39 protein-coding genes are annotated in these 22,414 nt (G+C 43.2%); all 39 read left to right on the forward strand.

Annotation, left to right across the window (positions count from 1 at the left end):
- The first annotated feature begins 76 nt into the window (after positions 1-76).
- The 39 genes from ACSQ8O_RS03440 (at position 77) to rpsI (ending at position 22,250) form a co-directional block, all read left to right on the forward strand.
- Complete coding sequence (locus tag ACSQ8O_RS03440) at positions 77-328, forward strand: ribosomal L7Ae/L30e/S12e/Gadd45 family protein (RefSeq protein WP_056618306.1); 252 nt, start codon at positions 77-79, stop codon at positions 326-328.
- Between the two features lie 162 nt (positions 329-490).
- A complete protein-coding gene (gene rpsL / locus ACSQ8O_RS03445) occupies positions 491-910 on the forward strand; it encodes a 30S ribosomal protein S12 (protein ID WP_028557500.1) in 420 nt (139 codons plus the stop codon).
- A 44-nt stretch (positions 911-954) separates the two neighbouring features.
- A complete protein-coding gene (rpsG, locus tag ACSQ8O_RS03450; protein WP_028557499.1) occupies positions 955-1,425 on the forward strand; it encodes a 30S ribosomal protein S7 in 471 nt (156 codons plus the stop codon).
- 39 nt (positions 1,426-1,464) lie between these two features.
- Positions 1,465-3,540 (forward strand): elongation factor G, encoded by a 2,076-nt coding sequence (gene fusA, locus ACSQ8O_RS03455; RefSeq protein ID WP_056618302.1) that lies wholly within the window; start codon positions 1,465-1,467, stop codon positions 3,538-3,540.
- A gap of 39 nt (positions 3,541-3,579) precedes the next feature.
- Positions 3,580-4,770: an elongation factor Tu gene (tuf, locus tag ACSQ8O_RS03460; RefSeq protein WP_028557497.1), complete on the forward strand. Its 1,191-nt coding sequence runs from the start codon at positions 3,580-3,582 to the stop codon at positions 4,768-4,770.
- A 412-nt stretch (positions 4,771-5,182) separates the two neighbouring features.
- The gene (gene rpsJ / locus ACSQ8O_RS03465) at positions 5,183-5,491 is read left to right on the forward strand and encodes a 30S ribosomal protein S10 (RefSeq protein WP_028557496.1); all 309 of its coding nucleotides are present in this window, start codon (positions 5,183-5,185) and stop codon (positions 5,489-5,491) included.
- Positions 5,492-5,534: 43 nt separating this feature from the next.
- On the forward strand, positions 5,535-6,158 hold the full coding sequence (gene rplC, locus ACSQ8O_RS03470; protein ID WP_056618299.1) for a 50S ribosomal protein L3: 624 nt from the start codon (positions 5,535-5,537) through the stop codon (positions 6,156-6,158).
- Positions 6,159-6,174: 16 nt separating this feature from the next.
- On the forward strand, positions 6,175-6,801 hold the full coding sequence (rplD, locus tag ACSQ8O_RS03475) for a 50S ribosomal protein L4 (RefSeq protein ID WP_056618294.1): 627 nt from the start codon (positions 6,175-6,177) through the stop codon (positions 6,799-6,801).
- Complete coding sequence (gene rplW / locus ACSQ8O_RS03480; RefSeq protein WP_056618288.1) at positions 6,798-7,088, forward strand: 50S ribosomal protein L23; 291 nt, start codon at positions 6,798-6,800, stop codon at positions 7,086-7,088. The genes rplD and rplW overlap by 4 nt, the downstream gene beginning before the upstream one ends.
- 29 nt (positions 7,089-7,117) lie before the next feature.
- Positions 7,118-7,948: a 50S ribosomal protein L2 gene (gene rplB, locus ACSQ8O_RS03485; protein WP_056618285.1), complete on the forward strand. Its 831-nt coding sequence runs from the start codon at positions 7,118-7,120 to the stop codon at positions 7,946-7,948.
- Positions 7,949-7,996: 48 nt separating this feature from the next.
- Entirely contained in the window at positions 7,997-8,275 is a 279-nt protein-coding gene (gene rpsS, locus ACSQ8O_RS03490) for a 30S ribosomal protein S19 (RefSeq protein WP_028557491.1), read from the forward strand.
- 29 nt (positions 8,276-8,304) lie between these two features.
- Entirely contained in the window at positions 8,305-8,637 is a 333-nt protein-coding gene (rplV, locus tag ACSQ8O_RS03495) for a 50S ribosomal protein L22 (RefSeq protein ID WP_028557490.1), read from the forward strand.
- A gap of 13 nt (positions 8,638-8,650) precedes the next feature.
- Complete coding sequence (gene rpsC, locus ACSQ8O_RS03500; protein WP_028557489.1) at positions 8,651-9,313, forward strand: 30S ribosomal protein S3; 663 nt, start codon at positions 8,651-8,653, stop codon at positions 9,311-9,313.
- 3 nt (positions 9,314-9,316) lie between these two features.
- Complete coding sequence (rplP, locus tag ACSQ8O_RS03505; protein ID WP_028557488.1) at positions 9,317-9,751, forward strand: 50S ribosomal protein L16; 435 nt, start codon at positions 9,317-9,319, stop codon at positions 9,749-9,751.
- Positions 9,741-9,938, forward strand: coding sequence for a 50S ribosomal protein L29 (gene rpmC / locus ACSQ8O_RS03510; RefSeq protein ID WP_028557487.1), 198 nt, complete (start codon positions 9,741-9,743; stop codon positions 9,936-9,938). Before rplP ends, rpmC begins: the two co-directional genes overlap by 11 nt.
- A 27-nt stretch (positions 9,939-9,965) precedes the next feature.
- Positions 9,966-10,229 carry a 30S ribosomal protein S17 gene (gene rpsQ / locus ACSQ8O_RS03515; RefSeq protein WP_028557486.1) on the forward strand — a complete coding sequence of 88 codons (264 nt, stop codon included), beginning with the start codon at positions 9,966-9,968 and terminating at the stop codon, positions 10,227-10,229.
- A 35-nt stretch (positions 10,230-10,264) separates the two neighbouring features.
- On the forward strand, positions 10,265-10,633 hold the full coding sequence (gene rplN, locus ACSQ8O_RS03520) for a 50S ribosomal protein L14 (RefSeq protein ID WP_028557485.1): 369 nt from the start codon (positions 10,265-10,267) through the stop codon (positions 10,631-10,633).
- Between the two features lie 55 nt (positions 10,634-10,688).
- On the forward strand, positions 10,689-11,042 hold the full coding sequence (gene rplX / locus ACSQ8O_RS03525; protein WP_081787661.1) for a 50S ribosomal protein L24: 354 nt from the start codon (positions 10,689-10,691) through the stop codon (positions 11,040-11,042).
- A 33-nt stretch (positions 11,043-11,075) separates the two neighbouring features.
- Positions 11,076-11,618: a 50S ribosomal protein L5 gene (gene rplE / locus ACSQ8O_RS03530; protein ID WP_056618284.1), complete on the forward strand. Its 543-nt coding sequence runs from the start codon at positions 11,076-11,078 to the stop codon at positions 11,616-11,618.
- A gap of 36 nt (positions 11,619-11,654) precedes the next feature.
- Positions 11,655-11,840, forward strand: coding sequence for a type Z 30S ribosomal protein S14 (locus tag ACSQ8O_RS03535; RefSeq protein WP_028557482.1), 186 nt, complete (start codon positions 11,655-11,657; stop codon positions 11,838-11,840).
- A gap of 33 nt (positions 11,841-11,873) precedes the next feature.
- Positions 11,874-12,272 carry a 30S ribosomal protein S8 gene (gene rpsH, locus ACSQ8O_RS03540; RefSeq protein ID WP_028557481.1) on the forward strand — a complete coding sequence of 133 codons (399 nt, stop codon included), beginning with the start codon at positions 11,874-11,876 and terminating at the stop codon, positions 12,270-12,272.
- Between the two features lie 29 nt (positions 12,273-12,301).
- The gene (gene rplF / locus ACSQ8O_RS03545; protein ID WP_028557480.1) at positions 12,302-12,844 is read left to right on the forward strand and encodes a 50S ribosomal protein L6; all 543 of its coding nucleotides are present in this window, start codon (positions 12,302-12,304) and stop codon (positions 12,842-12,844) included.
- 101 nt (positions 12,845-12,945) lie between these two features.
- Positions 12,946-13,314 carry a 50S ribosomal protein L18 gene (gene rplR / locus ACSQ8O_RS03550; RefSeq protein ID WP_056618280.1) on the forward strand — a complete coding sequence of 123 codons (369 nt, stop codon included), beginning with the start codon at positions 12,946-12,948 and terminating at the stop codon, positions 13,312-13,314.
- 27 nt (positions 13,315-13,341) lie between these two features.
- A complete protein-coding gene (rpsE, locus tag ACSQ8O_RS03555) occupies positions 13,342-13,839 on the forward strand; it encodes a 30S ribosomal protein S5 (RefSeq protein ID WP_056618277.1) in 498 nt (165 codons plus the stop codon).
- 11 nt (positions 13,840-13,850) lie between these two features.
- Positions 13,851-14,039 (forward strand): 50S ribosomal protein L30, encoded by a 189-nt coding sequence (gene rpmD / locus ACSQ8O_RS03560; protein WP_056618272.1) that lies wholly within the window; start codon positions 13,851-13,853, stop codon positions 14,037-14,039.
- Positions 14,040-14,075: 36 nt separating this feature from the next.
- Entirely contained in the window at positions 14,076-14,516 is a 441-nt protein-coding gene (gene rplO, locus ACSQ8O_RS03565) for a 50S ribosomal protein L15 (RefSeq protein ID WP_056618269.1), read from the forward strand.
- Positions 14,516-15,820: a preprotein translocase subunit SecY gene (gene secY, locus ACSQ8O_RS03570; protein WP_436240467.1), complete on the forward strand. Its 1,305-nt coding sequence runs from the start codon at positions 14,516-14,518 to the stop codon at positions 15,818-15,820. Before rplO ends, secY begins: the two co-directional genes overlap by 1 nt.
- An 87-nt stretch (positions 15,821-15,907) precedes the next feature.
- Entirely contained in the window at positions 15,908-16,558 is a 651-nt protein-coding gene (locus ACSQ8O_RS03575; RefSeq protein WP_056618263.1) for an adenylate kinase, read from the forward strand.
- Positions 16,558-17,310, forward strand: coding sequence for a type I methionyl aminopeptidase (gene map / locus ACSQ8O_RS03580; RefSeq protein ID WP_056618260.1), 753 nt, complete (start codon positions 16,558-16,560; stop codon positions 17,308-17,310). Before ACSQ8O_RS03575 ends, map begins: the two co-directional genes overlap by 1 nt.
- 9 nt (positions 17,311-17,319) lie before the next feature.
- The gene (locus tag ACSQ8O_RS03585; RefSeq protein ID WP_436240468.1) at positions 17,320-17,625 is read left to right on the forward strand and encodes a KOW motif-containing protein; all 306 of its coding nucleotides are present in this window, start codon (positions 17,320-17,322) and stop codon (positions 17,623-17,625) included.
- 2 nt (positions 17,626-17,627) lie between these two features.
- On the forward strand, positions 17,628-17,846 hold the full coding sequence (infA, locus tag ACSQ8O_RS03590) for a translation initiation factor IF-1 (RefSeq protein ID WP_009676800.1): 219 nt from the start codon (positions 17,628-17,630) through the stop codon (positions 17,844-17,846).
- Positions 17,847-17,949: 103 nt separating this feature from the next.
- Complete coding sequence (gene rpmJ / locus ACSQ8O_RS03595) at positions 17,950-18,063, forward strand: 50S ribosomal protein L36 (protein ID WP_003333770.1); 114 nt, start codon at positions 17,950-17,952, stop codon at positions 18,061-18,063.
- A gap of 19 nt (positions 18,064-18,082) precedes the next feature.
- A complete protein-coding gene (rpsM, locus tag ACSQ8O_RS03600; RefSeq protein WP_028557471.1) occupies positions 18,083-18,451 on the forward strand; it encodes a 30S ribosomal protein S13 in 369 nt (122 codons plus the stop codon).
- 18 nt (positions 18,452-18,469) lie between these two features.
- The gene (gene rpsK / locus ACSQ8O_RS03605; RefSeq protein ID WP_028557470.1) at positions 18,470-18,865 is read left to right on the forward strand and encodes a 30S ribosomal protein S11; all 396 of its coding nucleotides are present in this window, start codon (positions 18,470-18,472) and stop codon (positions 18,863-18,865) included.
- Between the two features lie 125 nt (positions 18,866-18,990).
- Positions 18,991-19,935, forward strand: coding sequence for a DNA-directed RNA polymerase subunit alpha (locus ACSQ8O_RS03610; RefSeq protein WP_056618255.1), 945 nt, complete (start codon positions 18,991-18,993; stop codon positions 19,933-19,935).
- A 24-nt stretch (positions 19,936-19,959) separates the two neighbouring features.
- Positions 19,960-20,325: a 50S ribosomal protein L17 gene (gene rplQ, locus ACSQ8O_RS03615; RefSeq protein ID WP_056618253.1), complete on the forward strand. Its 366-nt coding sequence runs from the start codon at positions 19,960-19,962 to the stop codon at positions 20,323-20,325.
- A 140-nt stretch (positions 20,326-20,465) separates the two neighbouring features.
- On the forward strand, positions 20,466-21,227 hold the full coding sequence (gene truA / locus ACSQ8O_RS03620) for a tRNA pseudouridine(38-40) synthase TruA (protein WP_436240469.1): 762 nt from the start codon (positions 20,466-20,468) through the stop codon (positions 21,225-21,227).
- A 174-nt stretch (positions 21,228-21,401) separates the two neighbouring features.
- The gene (gene rplM / locus ACSQ8O_RS03625; RefSeq protein WP_029196440.1) at positions 21,402-21,839 is read left to right on the forward strand and encodes a 50S ribosomal protein L13; all 438 of its coding nucleotides are present in this window, start codon (positions 21,402-21,404) and stop codon (positions 21,837-21,839) included.
- A gap of 18 nt (positions 21,840-21,857) precedes the next feature.
- A complete protein-coding gene (gene rpsI, locus ACSQ8O_RS03630; RefSeq protein ID WP_028557465.1) occupies positions 21,858-22,250 on the forward strand; it encodes a 30S ribosomal protein S9 in 393 nt (130 codons plus the stop codon).
- Positions 22,251-22,414: the final 164 nt, after the last annotated feature.

The following is a 22,414-nucleotide window of genomic DNA, read 5'->3' on the forward strand; positions in this document are numbered from 1 at the left end:
ACTACCCAATCAAAATGATAATATATCGAAGTGTGCCTAAGTCGATATTCTTTCCTTTCTTTGAAGGGGGTGCCTAATGTCTTATGAAATAGTCAAACAGGCGAAGAATAGATGTGTAGGCACGAAGAAGGTTACAAAAACAGTCGAGCAAGGTAAGGCGATAGAAGTTTTTGTTTCTAAAGATGCAGATCCGCGATTGACGATAAATCTGGTAGCTCTCTGTACGCAGATGGGTGTGCCTGTAACCTACGTAGATTCTATGAAGATGCTAGGTAAAGCATGTGGAATTGAAGTTGGAGCTGCGGTAGCAGCTGTTGTAAATGAATAAGTGCTAAAGGCGTTTTTGTTAGTGGAAGAAGTTTGTGTAAGTTTTCGTGACTTTGACAGCTCTCCATAACAAAGACTTTCTCTTTGCTCATTTATGACTCGCCTGGATCTGTGGGCTTGCAAGAAGCACATCATGTTATGAATGTAGGGAGGAGGTGGCGATATGCCAACAATTAACCAACTAGTACGTAAAGGTCGTCAAGCGAAGGTGGATAAGTCCAAATCACCAGCTTTACAAAAAGGTTTTAACGCTTTGAAAAGAGAAGCAACGGATTTGAGCGCTCCTCAAAAACGTGGTGTCTGCACGCGTGTAGGTACTATGACTCCTAAGAAGCCTAACTCCGCACTTCGTAAATACGCACGTGTTCGTTTAACGAACCGCGTAGAGGTGACAGCTTATATCCCAGGTATCGGTCACAACCTGCAAGAACACAGTGTTGTATTGATCCGTGGTGGTAGAATTAAAGATCTTCCAGGGGTACGTTATCACATCGTTCGTGGAGCTCTAGATACTTCCGGTGTTAACAACCGTAAGCAATCCCGTTCCAAATACGGTACGAAACGTCCGAAAGTTAAAAAATAAGAGATAATAATCAGGGATGATTCTTATAAGAAAGGGGGATAACTATGCCTCGTAAAGGTCCAGTTACTCGCAGAGACGTATTGCCAGATCCTATTTATAATAGCAAACTAGTTACTCGTCTTATCAACCGTATTATGGTTGATGGAAAAAGAGGGGTAGCACAAACGATTCTATACAACGCTTTTAACCTCGTGAAAGATCGTACAGGTAAAGAGCCGATGGAAGTGTTTGAAGCTGCTATCAAAAACATTATGCCAGTACTAGAAGTTAAAGCTCGCCGTGTTGGTGGAGCAAACTATCAAGTGCCTATCGAAGTTAGACCTGACCGTCGTTCCACATTAGGTTTGCGTTGGTTGGTTAACTATTCCCGTCTTCGCGGTGAGAAGACGATGGAAGAAAGATTGGCTTACGAAATTATCGATGCTAGCAATAGCACAGGTTCTTCCGTTAAGAAACGTGAAGATACACACAAAATGGCTGAAGCTAACAAAGCTTTCGCTCACTACCGTTGGTAGAATTCAAATACAATTAACAGAAAGGAGACATAACGACCTATGGCTAGAGAGTTCTCCTTAAAAAACACACGTAATATCGGGATCATGGCTCATATCGATGCTGGTAAAACGACTACAACAGAGCGTATCTTGTACTACACTGGTAAAGTTCACAAAATCGGAGAAGTGCACGAAGGTGCAGCTACGATGGACTGGATGGAGCAGGAGCAAGAGCGCGGAATCACGATTACTTCCGCCGCTACAACTGCGCAATGGGAAGGTCACCGCATCAATATTATTGATACCCCAGGGCACGTTGACTTTACCGTTGAGGTAGAGCGTTCCCTTCGTGTGTTAGATGGAGCAGTTGGTGTATTTAGCGCGAAAGAGGGCGTTGAACCTCAATCCGAAACAGTTTGGAGACAAGCTGATAAATACAACGTTCCACGTATTGCTTACGTAAACAAAATGGACATCATCGGTGCAGACTTCCTGCAAGTTGTTGAGTCCATGCGTCAAAAACTTGGTGCAAATGCTGTAGCTATTCAACTTCCAATCGGTGCTGAGAGTGATTTCAAAGGAATCATCGATTTGGTTGATGAAGTTGCGTATATGTACAAAGACGATCTTGGTAAGGACATCGAGAAAATCGAAATTCCTGCTGAGTTCAAAGATCAAGTTGCAGAACTTCGTTTGGAACTAATCGAGAAAGTTGCTGAGCTTGATGAAGAGCTTACAATGAAATATCTCGAAGGCGAAGAAATCACTGTTGACGAGATCAAAGCAGCTCTACGTAAAGGTGTCTGTGAAGTGAAAATCTTCCCAGTTATCGTAGGGTCTTCTTACAGAAACAAAGGTGTTCAATTGATGTTGGATGCGGTAATTAACTACCTGCCATCACCACTTGATGTACCTGATATCAAAGGTGTACTTGACGATGGTACTGAAGTGGTTCGTAAGTCTGCTGATGATCAACCGTTCTCAGCGCTTGCATTCAAAATCATGACAGATCCTTTCGTTGGTCGTCTTACGTTCTTCCGTGTTTACTCTGGTACCTTGAACTCCGGTTCCTATGTCTCTAACGCGACAAAAGGCAAACGTGAGCGAGTTGGTCGTATCCTGCAAATGCATGCGAACAGCCGTCAAGAGATCAGCATTGTATACGCTGGTGACATCGCCGCTGCCGTTGGATTGAAAGATACAACGACTGGTGATACACTTTGTGATGAGAAAAACCCAGTTATTCTTGAAAAAATGGTCTTCCCTGAACCGGTTATCCAGCTTGCTGTTGAACCGAAGACGAAAGCCGATCAAGATAAAATGGGTATCGCATTGCAAAAGCTTGCTGAAGAGGATCCTACTTTCCGTGCTTCCACAGACGAAGAAACAGGACAAACGATCATCGCAGGTATGGGTGAGCTTCACCTTGAGATCCTAGTTGACCGTATGCTTCGCGAGTTCAAAGTAGAAACCAATGTAGGTAAACCACAAGTTGCTTATCGTGAAACATTCCGCGCGGCAGCTAAAGTTGAAGGTAAATTCGTTCGTCAATCCGGTGGTCGTGGTCAATACGGACATTGTTGGGTTGAGTTCGAACCTCAAGAAGCTGGCACAGGTTTCATTTTCGAAAGCAAAGTAGTGGGCGGATCTATTCCAAGAGAGTACATCGCACCTATTCAAGCTGGTATCGAAGAATCCATGAAAAACGGTGTAATCGCAGGATTCCCGCTTGTGGATATCAAAGCTACAGTTGTTGATGGATCATACCATGATGTTGACTCCAATGAAATGGCGTTCAAAATCGCTGGTTCCATGGCACTTAAAGCTGCAAAAGAAAAATGTAAACCGGTTCTTCTTGAGCCAATCATGAAGGTTGAAGTTACTGTACCAGAAGAGTACATGGGCGATGTTATGGGTGACCTTAACTCCCGTCGTGGACGTATCGAAGGTATGGATAACCGTCATGGCGCGCAAATCATCCGTGCTAAGGTGCCTTTGTCCGAAATGTTTGGATATTCCACAACACTTCGTTCAAGAACACAAGGCCGTGGTGTTTACTCCATGGAACTTTCACATTATGAAGAAGTACCTAAGTCCATTGCAGAAGAAATTATTGCAAAAGGCAAAGGCGCTTAATATAAAACTAATAGTCACTCTAAGGAGGAATCGTTTAAAATGGCAAAGGCTAAATTTGAACGTAACAAACCGCATGTTAACATCGGTACTATCGGTCACGTCGACCATGGTAAAACTACTTTGACAGCTGCAATCACAACTGTACTGTCCAAAAGATACGGTGGAGCTGCAGTAGCATTCGACCAAATCGATAAAGCACCAGAAGAGCGCGAGCGCGGTATCACAATCTCCACAGCTCACGTTGAGTACGAAACTCCTAACCGTCACTACGCACACGTAGACTGCCCAGGACATGCTGACTATGTTAAAAACATGATCACTGGTGCTGCTCAAATGGACGGCGCTATCCTAGTTGTTTCCGCAGCTGATGGCCCTATGCCACAAACACGTGAGCACATTCTTCTTTCCCGTCAAGTAGGCGTACCATACATCGTGGTATTCCTTAACAAATGTGACATGGTTGAAGACGAAGAGTTGCTTGAATTGGTTGAGATGGAAGTTCGCGACCTTCTTAACGAATATGAGTTCCCAGGCGATGATACTCCAATCATCCGTGGAGCAGCTCGTGAAGCTCTTCAAAACCCAGATGGTCCTTGGGCTGACAAAATCATCGAGTTGTTCGAGCAAGTTGATACTTACATCCCAACTCCTGAGCGTCAAACAGACAAACCTTTCCTTATGCCAGTTGAGGATGTATTCTCAATCACTGGTCGTGGAACAGTTGCAACTGGTCGTGTTGAGCGTGGTACTGTTAAAGTACAAGAAGAAGTTGAAATCGTTGGTATCGCTGAAGAAACTCGTAAATGCATCGTAACTGGTGTAGAGATGTTCCGTAAATTGCTTGATTCCGCTCAAGCTGGTGACAACATTGGAGCATTGCTTCGTGGTGTTGATCGTAAAGATATCGAGCGTGGACAAGTTCTTGCGAAACCAGGTTCAGTTAAACCACACACAAACTTTACAGCACAAATCTACGTTCTAACTAAAGAAGAGGGTGGCCGTCATAAGCCTTTCTTCACTGGTTACCGTCCACAGTTCTACTTCCGTACAACTGACGTAACGGGTATCATCTCCCTTCCAGAAGGTACTGAGATGGTTATGCCAGGTGATAACATCACAGTTACTGTAGAACTAATCAACCCAATCGCAATCGAAGAAGGAACACGCTTCGCGATTCGCGAAGGCGGACGTACAGTTGGTGCGGGCGCGGTTGCTACAATTCAAAAATAATCTCTCTTTGAGAGATCGAAACATCCATCGATTTATCGGTGGATGTTTTTTCGTTTATAGGATAACCGCGGCTAAGATAATGAAGCTCTACTGCTAAGATCGATTGGAAACAAAATGCAGTGGTTTTAATAATAATCTTTTATTATAATGTAGAAACGGATTCAGAAAACGACAGCGGATTGTTACTTATATAGAAGAGAAAATCACGTGTAAATAAATATGTGTATATGCCTAAAATTTCACTTGCTTTTCGTTTTATAATTTTATATAATATTAAACGTTGGTCTGTGACGTTGCGATGATGCGAAAGGTTGCCGACACACCAGGCCCCTTTGCCATGGGGATGGCTGTTGGAGAATTTTCGCGGAGTATGTCCGATAATAAATTGGGCGATAGAAGGAGGGACTTTTAAATGGCAAAGCAAAAAATTCGTATCCGTTTGAAGGCTTATGATCACAGAATTATTGATCAATCAGCTGAGAAAATCGTGGAAACTGCCAAGCGTTCCGGTGCAGGTGTATCCGGTCCGATTCCGCTTCCGACAGAGAAGCAAATCATCACGATTCTTCGTGCGGTGCACAAGTACAAGGATTCGCGTGAGCAATTCGAAATGCGTACGCATAAGCGTCTAATCGATATTGTGAATCCAACACCACAAACAGTTGATGCTCTAATGCGTCTAGACTTGCCGTCTGGCGTTGACATCGAGATCAAACTGTAAAACAACTATAGAGTTAACAATGGAAGGAAATGAGGTGTCAACGATGAAAGGTATCTTAGGGAAAAAACTTGGGATGACACAGTTGTTTACTCCGGAGGGTAATGTTGTTCCGGTAACTGTCATTCAAGCAGGACCATGTGTGGTGCTGCAAAAGAAAGATGTGGATAACGATGGTTATGAGTCGATCCAAATCGGTTTTGATGATGTAAAAGCTAGCCGTATCATTAAACCAGAGCTTGGCCATGCGAAAAAAGCAGGGGCAACGCCTAAGCGCTACGTTAAAGAAATTCGTGGCATTCAGTTGGGTGACTATGAAGTAGGTCAAGAACTGAAGGCGGATCTGTTCGCAGAGGGCGAATTCGTTGATGTAACGGGTACTTCCAAAGGTAAAGGTTTCCAAGGTAACATTAAAAGACATAACCAATCCACTGGGCCAATGGCACACGGATCACGTTATCACCGCGGACCAGGTTCGATGGGTTCCATTCAAGCAAACCGCGTTCCTAAAGGTAAGAAATTGCCAGGACATATGGGTAACGAAACGGTAACATTGCAAAATCTTCAAATCATTAAAGTAGATGCTGAGCGTAATGTATTGCTAGTTAAAGGTTCCATTCCGGGTCCTAAAAACAGCTACGTTAGCGTGAAGTCTGCTGTGAAAAAGTAAGAAAGGAGGAAGACAGATGCCAAAAGTAGCTTTATATAATGTAACAGGTGCTCAGGTAGGAGAAATTGAACTGTCTGACGTTGTTTTCGGAATTGAGCCTCACGTTCATGCGATTCACGAAGCTGTTCTTTTACAACAAGCAGCTGTGCGTCAAGGAACTCACAAAACAAAAGGTCGTTCAGAAGTTCGCGGCGGTGGTCGTAAACCTTGGAAACAAAAAGGTACAGGTCGTGCGCGTCAAGGTAGTATTCGTGCTCCACAGTGGAAAGGCGGCGGTACCGTATTCGGACCAACTCCTCGTAGCTATGGTTTCAAATTGCCAAGAAAAGTTCGTCGCTTAGCGATCAAATCCGCTTTGTCCTCGAAACTTATCGATAACAACTTGATCGTTCTGGATCAACTTCAATTGAATGCTCCGAAAACGAAAGAATTCGTTGCTATTTTGAACAACCTGAAAGTAGATACAAAAGTACTAGTTGTAGGCGTACCTAACGACTCCAATGTAGCGTTATCTGCTCGTAATATCCCAGGTGTGAAATTTGTTGCTGCTGATGGAGTTAACGTTCTTGATGTCATGCTTTATGACAAATTGATCTTAACGCAAGAGGCTGTACAGAAAGTTGAGGAGGTGCTTGCACAATGAAAAATCCACGCGACATTATCAAGCGCCCGATCATCACTGAGCGTACAAGCGACCTAATGGCTAACAAAAAGTATGTTTTCGAAGTGGATCTTCGCGCTAACAAAACAGAAATTAAACAAGCTATCGAAGCAATCTTCAAAGTGAAAGTTACAAATGTAAACACACTCAGAATGCCAGCTAAGCCTAAACGTTATGGCAAACACTCTGGTTACACTTCCATCTGGAAGAAAGCTATCGTGTCCCTAAGCGCTGAGAGCAAAGAATTGGAATTCTTCGAAACGGTATAACCCATTTCTTGAAGTAAGGAGGAAACAGAGTGCCAATTAAAAAATACAAACCAACCTCACCAGCTCGTCGTGCGATGTCGGTTTCTACATTTGAAGAAATCACAACATCAACACCCGAGAAATCATTGCTTGCTCCTTTGTTCAAGCATGCTGGGCGTAACAACCAAGGTAAAATTACGGTTCGTCACCACGGTGGTGGACACAAGCGTAAATACCGTATTATCGATTTCAAACGTACTAAAGATGGAATACCAGGACGCGTTGCTACAGTTGAGTACGATCCTAACCGTTCCGCGAACATCGCATTGATTCATTATGCTGATGGCGAGAAAAAATACATCATCGCTCCTAAAGGTCTTAAAGTGGATGATCGTATCGTTTCTGGACCACAAGCAGATATCAAAGTAGGTAACGCTCTTCCATTGGAAAACATTCCAGTTGGTACAGTTATCCACAACATTGAGTTGAAACCTGGTAAAGGTGCACAACTTGTGCGCGCAGCTGGTACTGAAGCTCAATTGCTTGGTAAAGAAGAATCATACGTTACAATTCGCCTTTCATCCGGTGAAGTTCGTAAAGTACTAAAAGTTTGCCGCGCAACAATCGGTTCTGTTGGTAACGAAGATCACGAACTAGTGAAAATCGGTAAAGCAGGACGTAATCGTTGGAAAGGCAATCGTCCTCAAGTTCGTGGGGTTGTTATGAACCCGAATGATCACCCACACGGTGGTGGTGAAGGACGCGCACCAATCGGACGTAAATCACCTATGTCTCCATGGGGTAAACCGACGCTTGGTTTCAAAACTCGTAAAAAAGGTAAAGCATCCGATAAATACATTGTACGTCGCCGTACGAAGTAATCTAGGATATAGACATTCTCTTGAGGTTCAAGGAAGGGAGGAACACCCATGGGTCGCAGCTTAAAGAAGGGTCCATTTATCGATGGTCACTTACTGAAAAAAGTAGAAGACTTAAACACTTCTGGCAAGAAATTAGTTGTCAAAACGTGGTCCCGTCGTTCTACAATTTACCCGCAATTCGTTGGTCACACTTTCGGAGTATATGACGGAAGAAAACACGTGCCAGTATATGTAACGGAAGATATGGTTGGGCATAAGCTTGGTGAATTTGCTCCAACACGTACGTATAAAGGTCACGATGACGATAAGAAAACCGGAAAACGTTAATTCATTTTTAACCGAGAGGAGGTACTACCATGCAAGCTAAAGCAATATTGAACCACGCTCGGATTGCTCCTCGTAAAGCAAAGCTAGTTGTTGACTTGATTCGGGGAAAAGCGGTAGGTGAAGCGATCGCAATTTTGCGTCATACACCAAAAGCAGCTTCTCCAATTCTGGAGAAACTATTGAATTCCGCAATTGCCAATGCAGAGCATAACTATTCATTAGATCCAAATAAACTTGTTGTTTCCGAGACTTTCGTAAATCAAGGGCCAACAATGAAAAGATTCCAACAACGTGCAATGGGTCGCGCTAGCGCGATCAAAAAACGTACCAGCCACATTACAATCGTGGTATCTGAAAAATAAGGAGGGGTAACGTGTGGGTCAGAAAGTACACCCGATAGGTTTTAGAATTGGTGTCATTCGTGATTGGGAGTCCAAATGGTTCGCAGAAAAAGATTTCGGAACTCTGCTGCTTGAAGACGTCAAAATCCGCGAATACTTAAAGAATAAACTTAAAGATTCTGCAGTTTCCCATATCGATATCGAGCGCGCGGCTAACCGCGTTAACGTAACGATTCATACTGCTAAACCAGGAATGGTTATTGGTAAAGGCGGAGCTGAAGTTGAAGTTATTCGTAACTACATCGCAGCTATGTCGAACAAAAAAGTTCATATCAACATTTCTGAAATCAAACACCCTGATCTTGATGCTATTCTAGTAGCTGAAGCAGTTGCACTTCAATTGGAGCGTCGCGTATCTTTCCGTCGTGCTATGAAGCAAGCAATGCAAAGAACTATGAGATCCGGAGCAAAAGGTATCAAAGTTGCAACTAGCGGACGTCTTGGCGGTGCTGAGATTGCTCGTACGGAAGGATATAGCGAAGGAACTGTTCCACTTCATACACTTCGTGCGGATATCGACTATGGTACGGCTGAAGCAGCCACTACTTATGGACGTATTGGTGTAAAAGTATGGATTTATCGTGGAGAAGTGCTTCCGACAGCTAAGAAAAAGGCTCAGCCGGAAGGAGGAAATTAAATCATGTTAGTACCTAAACGTGTAAAACACCGTAAAGAACACCGCGGTAACATGAAAGGTCGCGCTAAAGGCGGTACGGAAGTTGCTTTTGGCGAATATGGTCTGCAAGCGGTAGAACCGGCTTGGGTTTCCAACCGTCAAATCGAAGCAGCACGTATTGCCATGACACGTTACATCAAACGTGGCGGTAAAGTATGGATTAAAATTTTCCCAGCTAAACCAGTTACACAAAAGCCGCTTGAAGTTCGTATGGGTAGTGGTAAAGGTAGCGTGGAAAAATGGGTTGCCGTAGTAAAACCGGGCAAAATTTTGTTTGAACTAGCTGGTGTAAGCGAAGAGGTTGCTCGCGAAGCAATGCGTCTTGCAGCTCACAAGCTTCCAATCAAAACGAAGTTCGTGAAAAGAGAAGAAGTAGGCGGTGAAGCAAATGAAGGGTAGTGAATTCCGGAACTTAACCACTGCTGAAATCGAGCAAAAAGTTAATGGTTTTAAAGAAGAACTCTTTAACCTCCGTTTTCAACTAGCTACTGGTCAATTGGACAACCCGACTCAGATTCGTGATTTGCGTAAAGAGATCGCTCGTGCCAAGACTATTTTGCGTGAAAGAGAACTGGGTATTGGGTAACCAAATCTAGAAGGGAGTGTTCCTTAGATGACTGAACGTAACGATCGTAAAGTTCTGATCGGTAAAGTTGTCAGCGATAAAATGGATAAAACCATTGTTGTTGCTGTTGAAACTTACAAAAAACATGAACTCTACCACAAAAGAATTAAATCTACAAAAAAATTCAAAGCACATGATGAAAACAACCAAGCTAAGATTGGTGACACTGTGAAAATCAGTGAAACTAGACCATTGTCCAAAGATAAAAGTTGGAGACTGGTTGAAATTCTTGAAGTGGCAGTTGTTATCTAATATTCTAGATATGAACCCCGAAAGGAGGGAATACGATGATTCAACCATTTACTCGTTTGGCTGTCGCTGACAACTCAGGTGCGAAACAATTAATGTGTATCCGCGTTTTGGGTGGTACTGGTCGTCGCGTTGGTCACATTGGTGATTTGATCGTATGTTCAGTAAAAGAAGCAACACCAGGTGGCGTTGTCAAAAAAGGTGACGTTGTTAAAGCAGTTATCGTTCGTACGAAGAGCGGTGCTCGCCGTAAAGACGGTTCATATATCTCATTTGATGAGAATGCAGCTGTTATCGTGAAAGAAGATAAGAGCCCACGTGGTACTCGTATCTTCGGACCAGTTGCTCGCGAACTTCGCGATAGAGACTTCATGAAGATCGTATCCTTGGCTCCAGAAGTTATCTAAGACGTGTTACGATGTTGTTTTCCATTGTGGAGAACCCCAGGAGGTGTAGAAGCTAATGCCAAGACTTAAAAAGAGACTAGAATCTCATAACAATAAATTGCACGTGAAAAAAGACGATACTGTTTTCGTTATCACTGGCAAAGACAAAGGTAAGAAAGGCCGCGTTATCGCTGCTTACCCTCGTCAAAATCGTGTTCTTGTTGAAGGTGTAAACATGGTTAAGAAACATGCGAAACCATCCCAACTTAACCCACAAGGCGGTATCTTGAATCAAGAAGCTGCGATCCACGTTTCTAACGTGATGCTAATTGATCCTAAGAGCGGCAAACCTACTCGCGTAGGATACAAAGTATTAGATAACGGAACGAAAGTTCGTATCGCGAAAAAATCCGGCGAAGTTATCGACTAATACACACATGTATGGAAAGGAGGAAACTAAGTTATGGCAGTAAGATTGAAAGATCGTTACTTGAACGAGATTACACCAGCATTAATTCAAAAGTTCAATTACACGACAGTTATGCAAGTGCCGAAAATTGAGAAAGTTGTAATCAACATGGGTGTTGGTGAAGCTGTTTCAAACTCCAAAGTACTTGATACTGCAGTAGAAGATCTTCAAAAGATCTCTGGTCAAAAACCAGTTGTAACAAAATCCAAAAAAGCGATCGCGGGTTTCAAACTTCGTGAAAACATGCCGATTGGTGCGAAAGTAACTCTTCGCGGTGAGCGCATGTACCACTTCTTGGACAAATTATTTAACGTATCACTTCCACGTGTACGTGACTTCCGCGGTATTTCCAACAAAGCATTTGATGGTCGCGGTAACTACACGCTAGGTTTGAAAGAACAACTCATTTTCCCTGAAATTGAGTATGATAAAATCGATAAAGTTCGTGGTATGGATATTGTTATCGTAACGACGGCTAAGTCCGACGAGGAAGCTCGCGAGCTTTTAACACAACTCGGAGCGCCTTTCGTAAAATAGGTTACCAGTTGTACCTATCAGGAGGTGTTATATTAAGTGGCAAAAACTTCGATGAAAGTCAAACAGCAACGTACCCCGAAGTTTAAAGTGCAAGCATACACACGTTGTGAGCGCTGCGGACGTCCGCATTCAGTGCTTCGCAAGTTCAAAATTTGTCGGATTTGTTTCCGCGAATTAGCACACTTGGGTCAGATTCCAGGCGTGAAAAAAGCAAGCTGGTAATCACCCTATTTTCGGGAAGGAGGTTTACACAAAATGGTCATGTCAGATCCAATTGCAGATATGCTAACACGCATTCGTAATGCGAACATCGTACGTCATGAGACAGTTGAAATCCCAGCTTCAAAAGTGAAGAGGGAAATCGCTGAAATCCTTAAAAAAGAAGGATTTATCCGTGATGCTGAGTACGTTCAAGATAGCAAACAAGGTATCATTCGTTTGTTCCTGAAATATGGTTCAAACAATGAGCGTGTTATCTCTGGTTTGAAAAGAATTTCGAAACCAGGTCTACGCGTTTATACAAAATCACAAGAAGTCCCTCGTGTTCTGGGCGGATTAGGGATTGCCATCATCTCCACGTCTCAAGGAGTTATGACGGATAAAGATGCTCGTCAATCCAAAGCTGGCGGAGAGGTTATCTGCTACGTTTGGTAATACAATTGTAATTGAATGGAGGTGCAAACATGTCTCGTATTGGTCGTAAGCCAATCACCATTCCAAGTGGTGTAAATGTAACACTAGACAATACTCAAATCACGGTTAGTGGACCTAAAGGTTCCTTGTCCCGTGTACTTCATACTGATATGAAAGTTAATGTTCTAGAAAACGAGATTTCCGTTGAGCGTCCTTCCGATAACAAACTCCACCGTTCCCTGCATGGTACAACACGTAGTGTTGTTGCCAACATGGTAAGTGGTGTTACGGAAGGTTTCACGAAATCTTTGGATCTAGTAGGCGTTGGTTACCGTGCAAACAAAAGCGGTGACAAATTGGTTCTTAACGTTGGGTACTCCCATCCAGTTGAAATCAACCCTGAAAACGGCATTGAGTTCGATGTTCCAACGAACACGAAAATCATCGTTAAAGGTATTGATAAAGAGCTAGTTGGCGCAATGGCAGCAAAAGTTCGTTCCGTACGTGAACCAGAGCCGTATAAAGGTAAAGGTATCAAGTATGAAGGCGAACGTATTCTTCGTAAAGAAGGTAAAGCTGGTAAGAAGAAATAAGATCGAAAGATCGCGGGTAATAGCTAAGAGTTTTCTGATGAAAACTTGCTACGTAAGCATAAGCCTCGCATCATAAGATGATGAAAGGAGTGTAAGTATAGATGATTACTAAAAGCGATAAAAATAAAGCTCGTCTGAAAAGACACCTTCGTGTTCGTAAGAAAATTGAAGGAACAACTCTTCGCCCACGTTTGAACATCTTCCGTTCATCCAAACATATGTATGCTCAATTAATCGATGATACAACTGGTGTAACAATCGTTGCAGCTTCGACTCAAGATAAAGAGCTTAAAAGTGAAATTGGTAACGGTGGTAACGTTGAAGCTGCTCGTAAAGTTGGCGCATTAATCGCAGCACGTGCGAAAGAAAAAGGTTTAGACAAAGTGGTTTTTGACCGCGGTGGATACCTTTATCATGGACGTGTTCAAGCATTGGCTGACGCAGCTCGTGAAGCTGGTCTTGAATTCTAGAAATACATTAATAAGGAGGTAAAAGACTTGCGTGTAGATCCTAATACTTTAGAGCTAACAGAAAAAGTCGTAAATATTAATCGCGTAGCTAAAGTAGTAAAAGGCGGACGTCGTTTCAGCTTCAGCGCACTTGTTGTCGTTGGCGATGGCAATGGCTGGGTTGGTGCAGGAATCGGTAAAGCTTCCGAAGTTCCAGATGCAATCCGTAAAGGTATTGAAGATGCGAAAAAGAACTTGATTCATGTTCCTATCGTAGGCACTTCGATTCCTCACCTTGTTACTGGTAAATTTGGCGCGGGACGCGTTCTATTGAAACCAGCATCCCAAGGTACAGGAGTTATCGCAGGCGGACCAGTTCGTGCAGTACTTGAACTTGCTGGTGTTGGCGATATCTTGACAAAATCCCTAGGTTCATCGAACTCCATGAACATGGTTAACGCTACGCTTGAAGGCTTAAGCCGCTTGAAAAAAGCGGAAGAAGTTGCAAAGCTTCGTGGTAAAACTGTTCAAGAGCTATTAGGTTAGGAGGGGTATACATGGCTAAACAATTACAAGTTACCCTAAAACGCAGCTTGATCGGCCGCCCTGAAACGCAACGCATTACAGTGAAAACTCTTGGTCTTCGTAAGATTAACCAAACTGTTCTTCACCAAGATAATGCTGCAATCAGAGGTATGGTTAACCAAGTAAGCCATTTGGTAGAAGTTAAAGAAATCGAAGCATAGAAATACGAATTTAAGATCTAGAGGAGGTGTGCAACGATGAAGTTACATGAGCTAAGTTCTGCTACTGGCGCTCGTAAATCACCTAAGCGTGTTGGACGTGGAACAAGTAGTGGTATGGGTAAAACATCAACTCGCGGACACAAAGGTCAAAACGCACGTTCCGGTGGAGGCGTTCGTCCTGGATTTGAGGGTGGACAAAACCCATTGTATCGTCGTTTACCTAAGCGTGGATTTACGAACCGTTTCCGTACGGAGTACGCGATCGTTAATCTTGAAGACTTGAACAATTTCGCAGCTGGTACTGAAGTTACTCCAGAAGTTTTAATGGAGACTGGTATTGTTAAAGCTCCTAAAGACGGCATTAAGATTTTAGGAAACGGTGAAATCACAGTAAAATTAACCGTTAAAGCGAATAAGTTCTCTCAATCAGCGATTGAGAAAATCCAAGCTGCCGGCGGTCAAACCGAGGTGATTTAATGTTCAATACCATAGCCAACATCTTCAAAGTAGAAGATTTACGCAGAAGAATTCTCTTCACGCTTATCTTGCTAATCGTCTACCGTTTGGGTGCCTTTATTCCGGTTCCAAACATTAATACAGATGTTCTGAAACTTCAAGATCAAGCGAATCAGAGCGATGTCTTTGGTTTGCTTAACACGTTCTCCGGCGGTGCGCTCTTCCAATTCTCCATCTTCGCGATGGGAATTATGCCTTATATCACGGCTTCGATCATTGTTCAGCTTTTGTCCATGGATGTTATCCCGCGCTTTGCGCAGTGGGCAAAAGAAGGAGATGTCGGAAGAAAGAAAATGACGCAGGTGACTCGTTACGGTACGATTGTTCTAGGGTTGATTCAAGCTTTCGGTCTTTCAATTGGCTTTAACCGCTTATACAGTGGTTTGGTCATTGATGCTGGGTTTACAACTTTCGCATTAATCGCTATCGTGTTGACAGCTGGTACAGCTTTCTTGATGTGGCTAGGTGAGCAAATCACGGAATACGGGATTGGTAACGGTATTTCCATTATCATCTTTGCTGGTATCGTTTCTGCGATTCCAACAAGCATTCAACAAATCTACAAATCACTCTTTGCAACCGATGGAGCCCTGTTCCTGAACATTGTGAAACTGATCATTATTGCTGTAGTTGTTATCCTGATTATTGCTGGCGTTATATTCGTACAACAAGGTGTTCGTAAGATACCTGTACAATATGCTAAGCGAGTAGTTGGTCGTAAAATGTATGGTGGGCAAACAACACACATTCCACTTAAAGTGAATGCTGCTGGTGTTATCCCTGTAATCTTCGCATTATCACTTTTGATGTTTCCTCCAACCATTGCAAGCTACTGGAGAGGGAATGTAGTCGCAGAATGGATTATTAACAACTTGAGTATTAACCAAACTGCACCATTAGCGATTGTACTGTATGTACTGCTGATTATCGGCTTCACCTACTTCTACACCTTCGTACAAATTAATCCAGTTCAAATGGCTGATCAGATGAAGAAGAACGGCGGATACATACCAGGTATCAGACCAGGTAAAACAACGTCGACTTATCTGACACGCGTAATGACTAGAATTACTCTTTCTGGAGCTTTGTTCCTTTCAGCAATTTCCATTCTTCCAATGCTATTTGGAGGACTTGCTGGATTGCCTAGTTCGGTTAAAATAGGTGGTACATCTTTGCTTATCGTAGTAGGCGTTGGTCTTGAGACAATGAAGCAAATCGAGAGCCAATTGATTAAGCGTCATTACAAAGGGTTCATCAATAAATAGCTAATAGGTACTGATGGGGCAAGTTTCTGCGACATCGGCACCTATTGTGCTGTTCGTAATGCCGAGTGCGATGGGGAGGTTTTAATTGTGAACGTAATATTTATGGGGCCTCCTGGTGCAGGCAAAGGTACGCAAGCAGAGAAAATCGTTTCTGAGTTTCAAATTCCTCATATTTCAACTGGCGATGCATTTCGCGCAGCAATGAGCCAAGGTACTCCAATGGGTATTGAAGCTAAAGGATATGTAGATAAGGGGCTTCTTGTTCCTGATGAAATAACGAACGGTATTGTGAGAGAGCGTCTTGCCCAACCGGATTGCGATAAAGGATTTTTGCTAGATGGGTTCCCTAGAACGGTAGCTCAAGCTGATGCATTGTCTGAAATCGTTGATTCACTTGGTAAGAAGATTGAGGTCGTAATCAATCTAGCTGTTGATCGCAGTTATCTGTTAGCACGACTAACTGGCCGAAGAATTTGTAAATCCTGTGGTTCTACGTATCATGTCATCTTCAACCCACCTCAGCAAGAAGGCGTATGCGATAAATGTTCCGGTGAGTTGTACCAACGATCTGATGATACGGAAGAGAAAGTCGGAACACGTTTGGATGAATACATTAACAAAACGGCTCCGCTTCTGGATTACTACCAAAAGAGGGAATTATTGCGTGAGGTTAACGGGGAACAAGACATTCATGCGGTAACCGAACAAATTAGCTCACTGCTACGAGGTCTAGCGTAATGATCATTTGTAAGTCCGAGGTTGAACTAGACCTAATGCGAGAAGCTGGTCGTATCGTAGCCGAAACGCACCGCTTATTGGCAAGGGCGATTCGTCCGAACATTACAACGAAAGAACTTGATCAGATCGCAGAGGGATTCATTCGCAGTCAGGGAGCAATTCCATCTTTCAAAGGTTACAATGGTTTTCCTGGGAGCATTTGTGCTTCAGTCAACGAAGAATTAGTTCATGGTATTCCTGGTCCAAGAAAGCTAGTTGAGGGCGACATTATCAGCATTGATATTGGTGCTCAATATAAAGGTTATCATGGAGATTCTGCTTGGACATATCCTGTCGGTGAAATTTCTGAAACAGCTCAGCGCTTGTTGACTGTGACAGAAGAGTCACTCTATCGAGGCATTGCAGAAGCTAAACCGGATGCTAGACTCTACACGTTGTCGCATGCAATCCAAACTTGTATTGAAGACGCAGGCTTCTCCGTGGTTATAGAGTATGTCGGTCATGGTATTGGAACGGATCTTCACGAAGAACCTCAAATTCCGAACTATGGTATACCTGACAAAGGTCCTCGACTCAAACCAGGCATGGTCCTAGCCATTGAACCCATGGTGGTTGTTGGCGAAAGATTTGTCCAAACACTCGAAGACGATTGGACTGTAGTCACTTCAGATCGTACCCTATGTGCTCATTTCGAACATACGGTTGCTATTACGGCAGCTGGTTATGAAATACTAACTTTGCCTAGATCGTAGGTGAACTGAGTGGATAGTAAGATTCCGCAAGTGGGTCAAATCGTAAAGGTGCTTCGCGGTAGAGATCCCGGAGAATATGCGGTCGTGATTGGGATTGAAGATCATCGTTTTGTCTGGCTTGCCGACGGCGATAATCGTAAATTCGATCAACCGAAGAAGAAGAACCTGAATCATCTTCATTTACAAGAAACGATTAGCAGTGAAGTAGCGTCAAGCATTAGGGAAACAGGTCGTGTGACTAATGGGAAATTGCGCTTTGCAATCGCCAAATTCGTTGAACTTATGCAAGTTGAAGCACAAGAGAAAGGAGAATGACTGTGGCCAAAGAAGATGTAATTGAAGTAGAAGGTACAGTGATTGAACCTCTTCCGAATGCAATGTTTAAAGTTGAATTGGAAAATGGTCATAAAATCCTAGCCCATGTTTCAGGAAAGATCAGAATGCATTTTATTCGCATTTTGCCTGGAGATAAGGTTACCGTAGAATTATCGCCTTATGATTTGACGAGAGGCCGTATAACCTACCGTTTCAAATAAATGTTCGGCTTAGAAGTAATACTCTCTCAAGGCGTATGCTTACGAAGCAAGTTTTCTAACGAAAACGCAACATGGTTGCTTACGATAAAAAGGAGGGCTTAAAATGAAAGTAAGACCGTCAGTAAAACCGATTTGTGAAAAATGTAAAGTCATTCGCCGTAAAGGCAATGTAATGGTAATTTGTGAAAATCCTAAGCACAAACAAAAACAAGGTTAAAAGGAGGTGCATTCTGTAGATGGCACGTTTAGCTGGAGTTGACTTACCTCGTGACAAACGAGTTGTAATCGCGTTGACTTACATTTTCGGTATCGGCACTACAACTGCTCAGAAAATCATTGCTTCCACAGGTATCGATGCGAGTACTCGCGTTCGTGACTTGACTGAAGATGAAGTGAGCAAAATCCGTGATGTAATTGACAAAACCCTTAAAGTAGAAGGCGATCTTCGCCGTGAAATTTCCCTAAACATCAAACGTCTAATCGAAATCGGATCCTACCGTGGTCTTCGTCACCGCCGTGGTCTTCCTGTTCGTGGTCAACGTACTAAAACTAATGCTCGTACACGTAAAGGTCCTCGTCGTACAGTAGCTAATAAGAAGAAATAATAAAGGGGGTTAGAGCTAATGGCAAAACCTAAAAAAGTCGTCCGTACGAAACGTCGTGACCGGAAAAATATTGAGAGCGGTGTAGCACACATCCGTTCAACATTTAACAACACGATCGTAACGATCACGGATCCGCATGGTAACGCAATTTCTTGGGCAAGTTCAGGAAACCTTGGATTCAAAGGTTCCCGTAAAAGCACTCCTTTCGCAGCACAAATGGCAGCTGAAAAAGCAGCTAAAGCAGCAATGGAGCACGGCTTGAAAACTGTTGAAGTTATGGTTAAAGGTCCAGGCGCTGGCCGCGAAGCAGCAATCCGCTCTTTGCAAGCAGCAGGTCTTGAAGTAAACCTGATTAAAGACGTGACGCCGGTTCCTCATAATGGCTGCCGTCCTCCAAAACGTCGTCGCGTATAATTCAGGATCACTTTGTAGTATAATTATTCCAAAATCGTGAATAATGGTTTGAAGGATAGGCATACTATGAAATTTTCAACGAAGTATCCAGAGGGAACCGACGTATTGAATGGAGGGTACATTTCATGATCGAAATTGAAAAGCCAAAAATAGAAACTGTAGCATTAAGTGAAGATGGCGCTTATGGTAGATTTATCATTGAACCGTTGGAGCGTGGCTACGGTACAACCTTAGGAAACTCACTACGTCGTATCTTACTGTCCTCCTTACCGGGGGCAGCAGTAACCTCTGTCCAAATCGATGGCGTTTTGCACGAATTTTCAACAATTCCTGGCGTGCTTGAGGATGTTACGGAAATTATCCTCAATCTCAAAGGTTTATCGTTGAAGATTCACTCCGATGAGGAGAAAGTGCTAGAAATTGATGCTGAAGGAGAAGGTAACATTACAGCGGCTGATATCCGCGGTGATAGTGATGTTGAAATCCTTAACCCGGACTTACACATCGCTACCTTGTCTCCAGATGCACGTCTTCATATGAGGATTCATGCGGGCAGAGGGCGCGGTTACGTCCAATCAGACAAAAATAAGCATGAAGAGCAACCAATTGGTGTAATTCCAATTGATTCGATCTACACGCCTATTACTCGGGTAAACTACGCTATTGAGAATACTCGCGTCGGCCAAGTGACTAACTATGATAAGTTGACCCTCGAAGTGTGGACCGATGGAAGTATTCGTCCAGAAGAAGCAGTAAGCTTGGGCGCTAAAATCTTAACTGAACATTTGCTCTTGTTCGTTGGTTTGACGGATGAAGCAAAAGACGCTGAGATCATGGTTGAAAAAGAAGAAGATAAGAAAGAAAAAGTTCTTGAGATGACGATCGAAGAACTAGACCTTTCCGTTCGCTCTTACAACTGTCTCAAACGTGCAGGGATTAATACCGTACAAGAGCTGATTACCAAAACAGAAGAAGACATGATGAAAGTTCGGAACTTAGGACGCAAATCCCTTGAAGAAGTTCAAGAGAAGCTCGAAGAGCTGGGTCTGGGTCTACGTACCGAGGAATAATCTTGTCAGAAGGAGGTTAACTCAATGAACTACAGAAAATTGAACCGCGATTCCAGTAATCGTAAAGCATTATTTCGTGATCTGGTAACGGATCTGTTCATACATGAGCGCATTCAAACAACAGAAGCAAAAGCTAAAGAAATTCGTTCAATCGCTGAGAAGTTAATTACTCTTGCGAAACGCGGAGATCTTCACGCACGCCGTCAGGTTGCTGCTTTTGTTCGTAGAGAAGCTGCAAACGAAAATCAAGATGCGATTCAAAAACTATTCTCTGAATTGGCACCACGTTATTCCGAGCGTCCAGGCGGATACACTCGTATCCTTAAACTGGGACCACGCCGCGGTGACGCAGCACCAATGGTTTACCTAGAGCTAGTAGATCGCGCATAGAAGACGGATGGGAAAGGGTGGACGGAATCACTAGATTCTGGTGAAGCCCTTTTTTTGCAGTCTTGGATCGCATTCTAGTGTATTGAGCTGCTTAAGCAACTCAAGCTAGGTAGAAAGGATGACTCATGGAGGAACAAGCCTTGAGAAATCTACGTTTTACCATAAGCTATGATGGTACATCTTATTCTGGCTTTCAGATACAGCCTAGATCTGATACGGTGCAATATCGTTTAGAGCAGGCCGTGTTCTTGCTGACAGGTGAGACAGTGAAAGTCATATCATCAGGGCGGACAGATGCCGGTGTTCATGCCAAAGCGCAAGTTATTAATTTTACAACGAGTTCTAAGATTCCAGTAGAACGTTGGTGTTTAGCTCTAAATGCTAGATTACCCAGGGACATCGTCGCACATTCTGCAGAAGAAGTCCTCCCTACATTTCACTCTCGCAAAGCCGCGAAACGTAAAACATATTGTTATACGATTCGTTCGGCGCGCTTCCCTGATGTCTTTCACCGCAACTTCGAGTATCATCACCCCACGCATTTAAATGTGGAAGCCATGAGAGAGGCGCTCCCTTGTTTGCTAGGTGAGCATGATTTTACTTCGTTTTGCACAGTGAGAACGGATAAGGAAATCAAAGTGAGAACCTTATATGAGGTACGTATGGAGACGGAATCAGATGAGTTGTTGGCAACAGGTAAAGTAGAACGTATCCGGTTAATCATAACGGGGAATGGTTTTCTTTATAACATGGTGAGGATCATCGTAGGGACGTTGATACAGATCGGTGAGGGTAAGAGACCATCTAGCGATATGCAACGTGTTCTCGAGGCCAGAGATCGCTCTCAAGCGGGTCCTACAGCTGAAGCCATGGGATTAACCTTGTGGAAAGTCGACTATTAAAAAGTTATCATCACTACTTGATTATTAAGATGTTATCGTGTAAAATATAACTTGGCGTTTCGTGATCGGCTACCCCACAGCCCCTGATCACAAATGACCGTAACTATCCATCGCTTATGAATAATTAACAACTATAACTTATGTATTTCAGATATATTTTTAGGAGGATTAAGCATGCGCACCACATATATGGCTAAGCCAAATGAAGTAGAGCGTAAATGGTACATTGTTGACGCTGCAGGCCAAACACTTGGCCGTCTTGCAAGTGAAGTTGCTAGCATTATCCGCGGTAAGCACAAACCGGAGTTCACTCCACACGTAGATACTGGTGATTTCGTTGTTGTTATCAATGCTTCCCAAATTAAGCTTACTGGTAAGAAAATGCAAAACAAAATGTACTACCGTCACTCTTTGTACCAAGGTGGTTTGAAAGTGACTTCCGCTCAAGATTTGCTTAACAGCAAGCCTGATCGTATGATCGAATTCGCAGTTCATGGTATGCTTCCTAAGAACCGTCTAGGCGACAGCTTGAAAACTAAGCTTAAAGTCTACGGTGGAGCAGAGCATCCACACCAAGCACAACTACCAGAAGTCTGGAATCTTCGCGGTTAATATAAGGAGGAACGTTTCGTGGCACAAGTTCAATATTATGGAACGGGTCGTCGTAAACATTCGGTAGCGCGTGTTCGCTTAATACCGGGTGAAGGACGCATCATCATCAATAAACGTGATCTAGATGAGTATTTCGGTCTAGAAACATTGAAGCTAATCGTTAAACAACCACTTGCTCTTACTGAAACTATCGGTCAATACGATGTTCTAGTTCTTGCAAATGGCGGCGGAATCAGCGGACAAGCTGGCGCAATTCGTCACGGTATCTCCCGTGCATTGTTGAAAGCTGATCCGGAATACCGTGGATCCTTGAAAAAAGCTGGATTCTTAACACGTGATTCCCGTATGAAAGAGCGTAAAAAATACGGATTGAAAGCAGCACGTCGTGCTCCTCAATTCTCCAAACGTTAAGATATTGTGCCTTTGGCACACAAGAAGAACCTTTTCGGCTTATGGCTGGAGAGGTTTTTCTTTTTTATGTTCATCTTGATCCAACTTTATCCCATTAGAATAAGTTAATACCAAAATGATAAAAAGTAATTGACACCTTGTAGAAGTCAGATATAATGATATTA

Origin of the sequence: Paenibacillus sp. LjRoot56, from assembly GCF_964253335.1 — a bacterium.
GTDB classification, from domain to species: domain Bacteria; phylum Bacillota; class Bacilli; order Paenibacillales; family NBRC-103111; genus Paenibacillus_E; species Paenibacillus_E allorhizoplanae.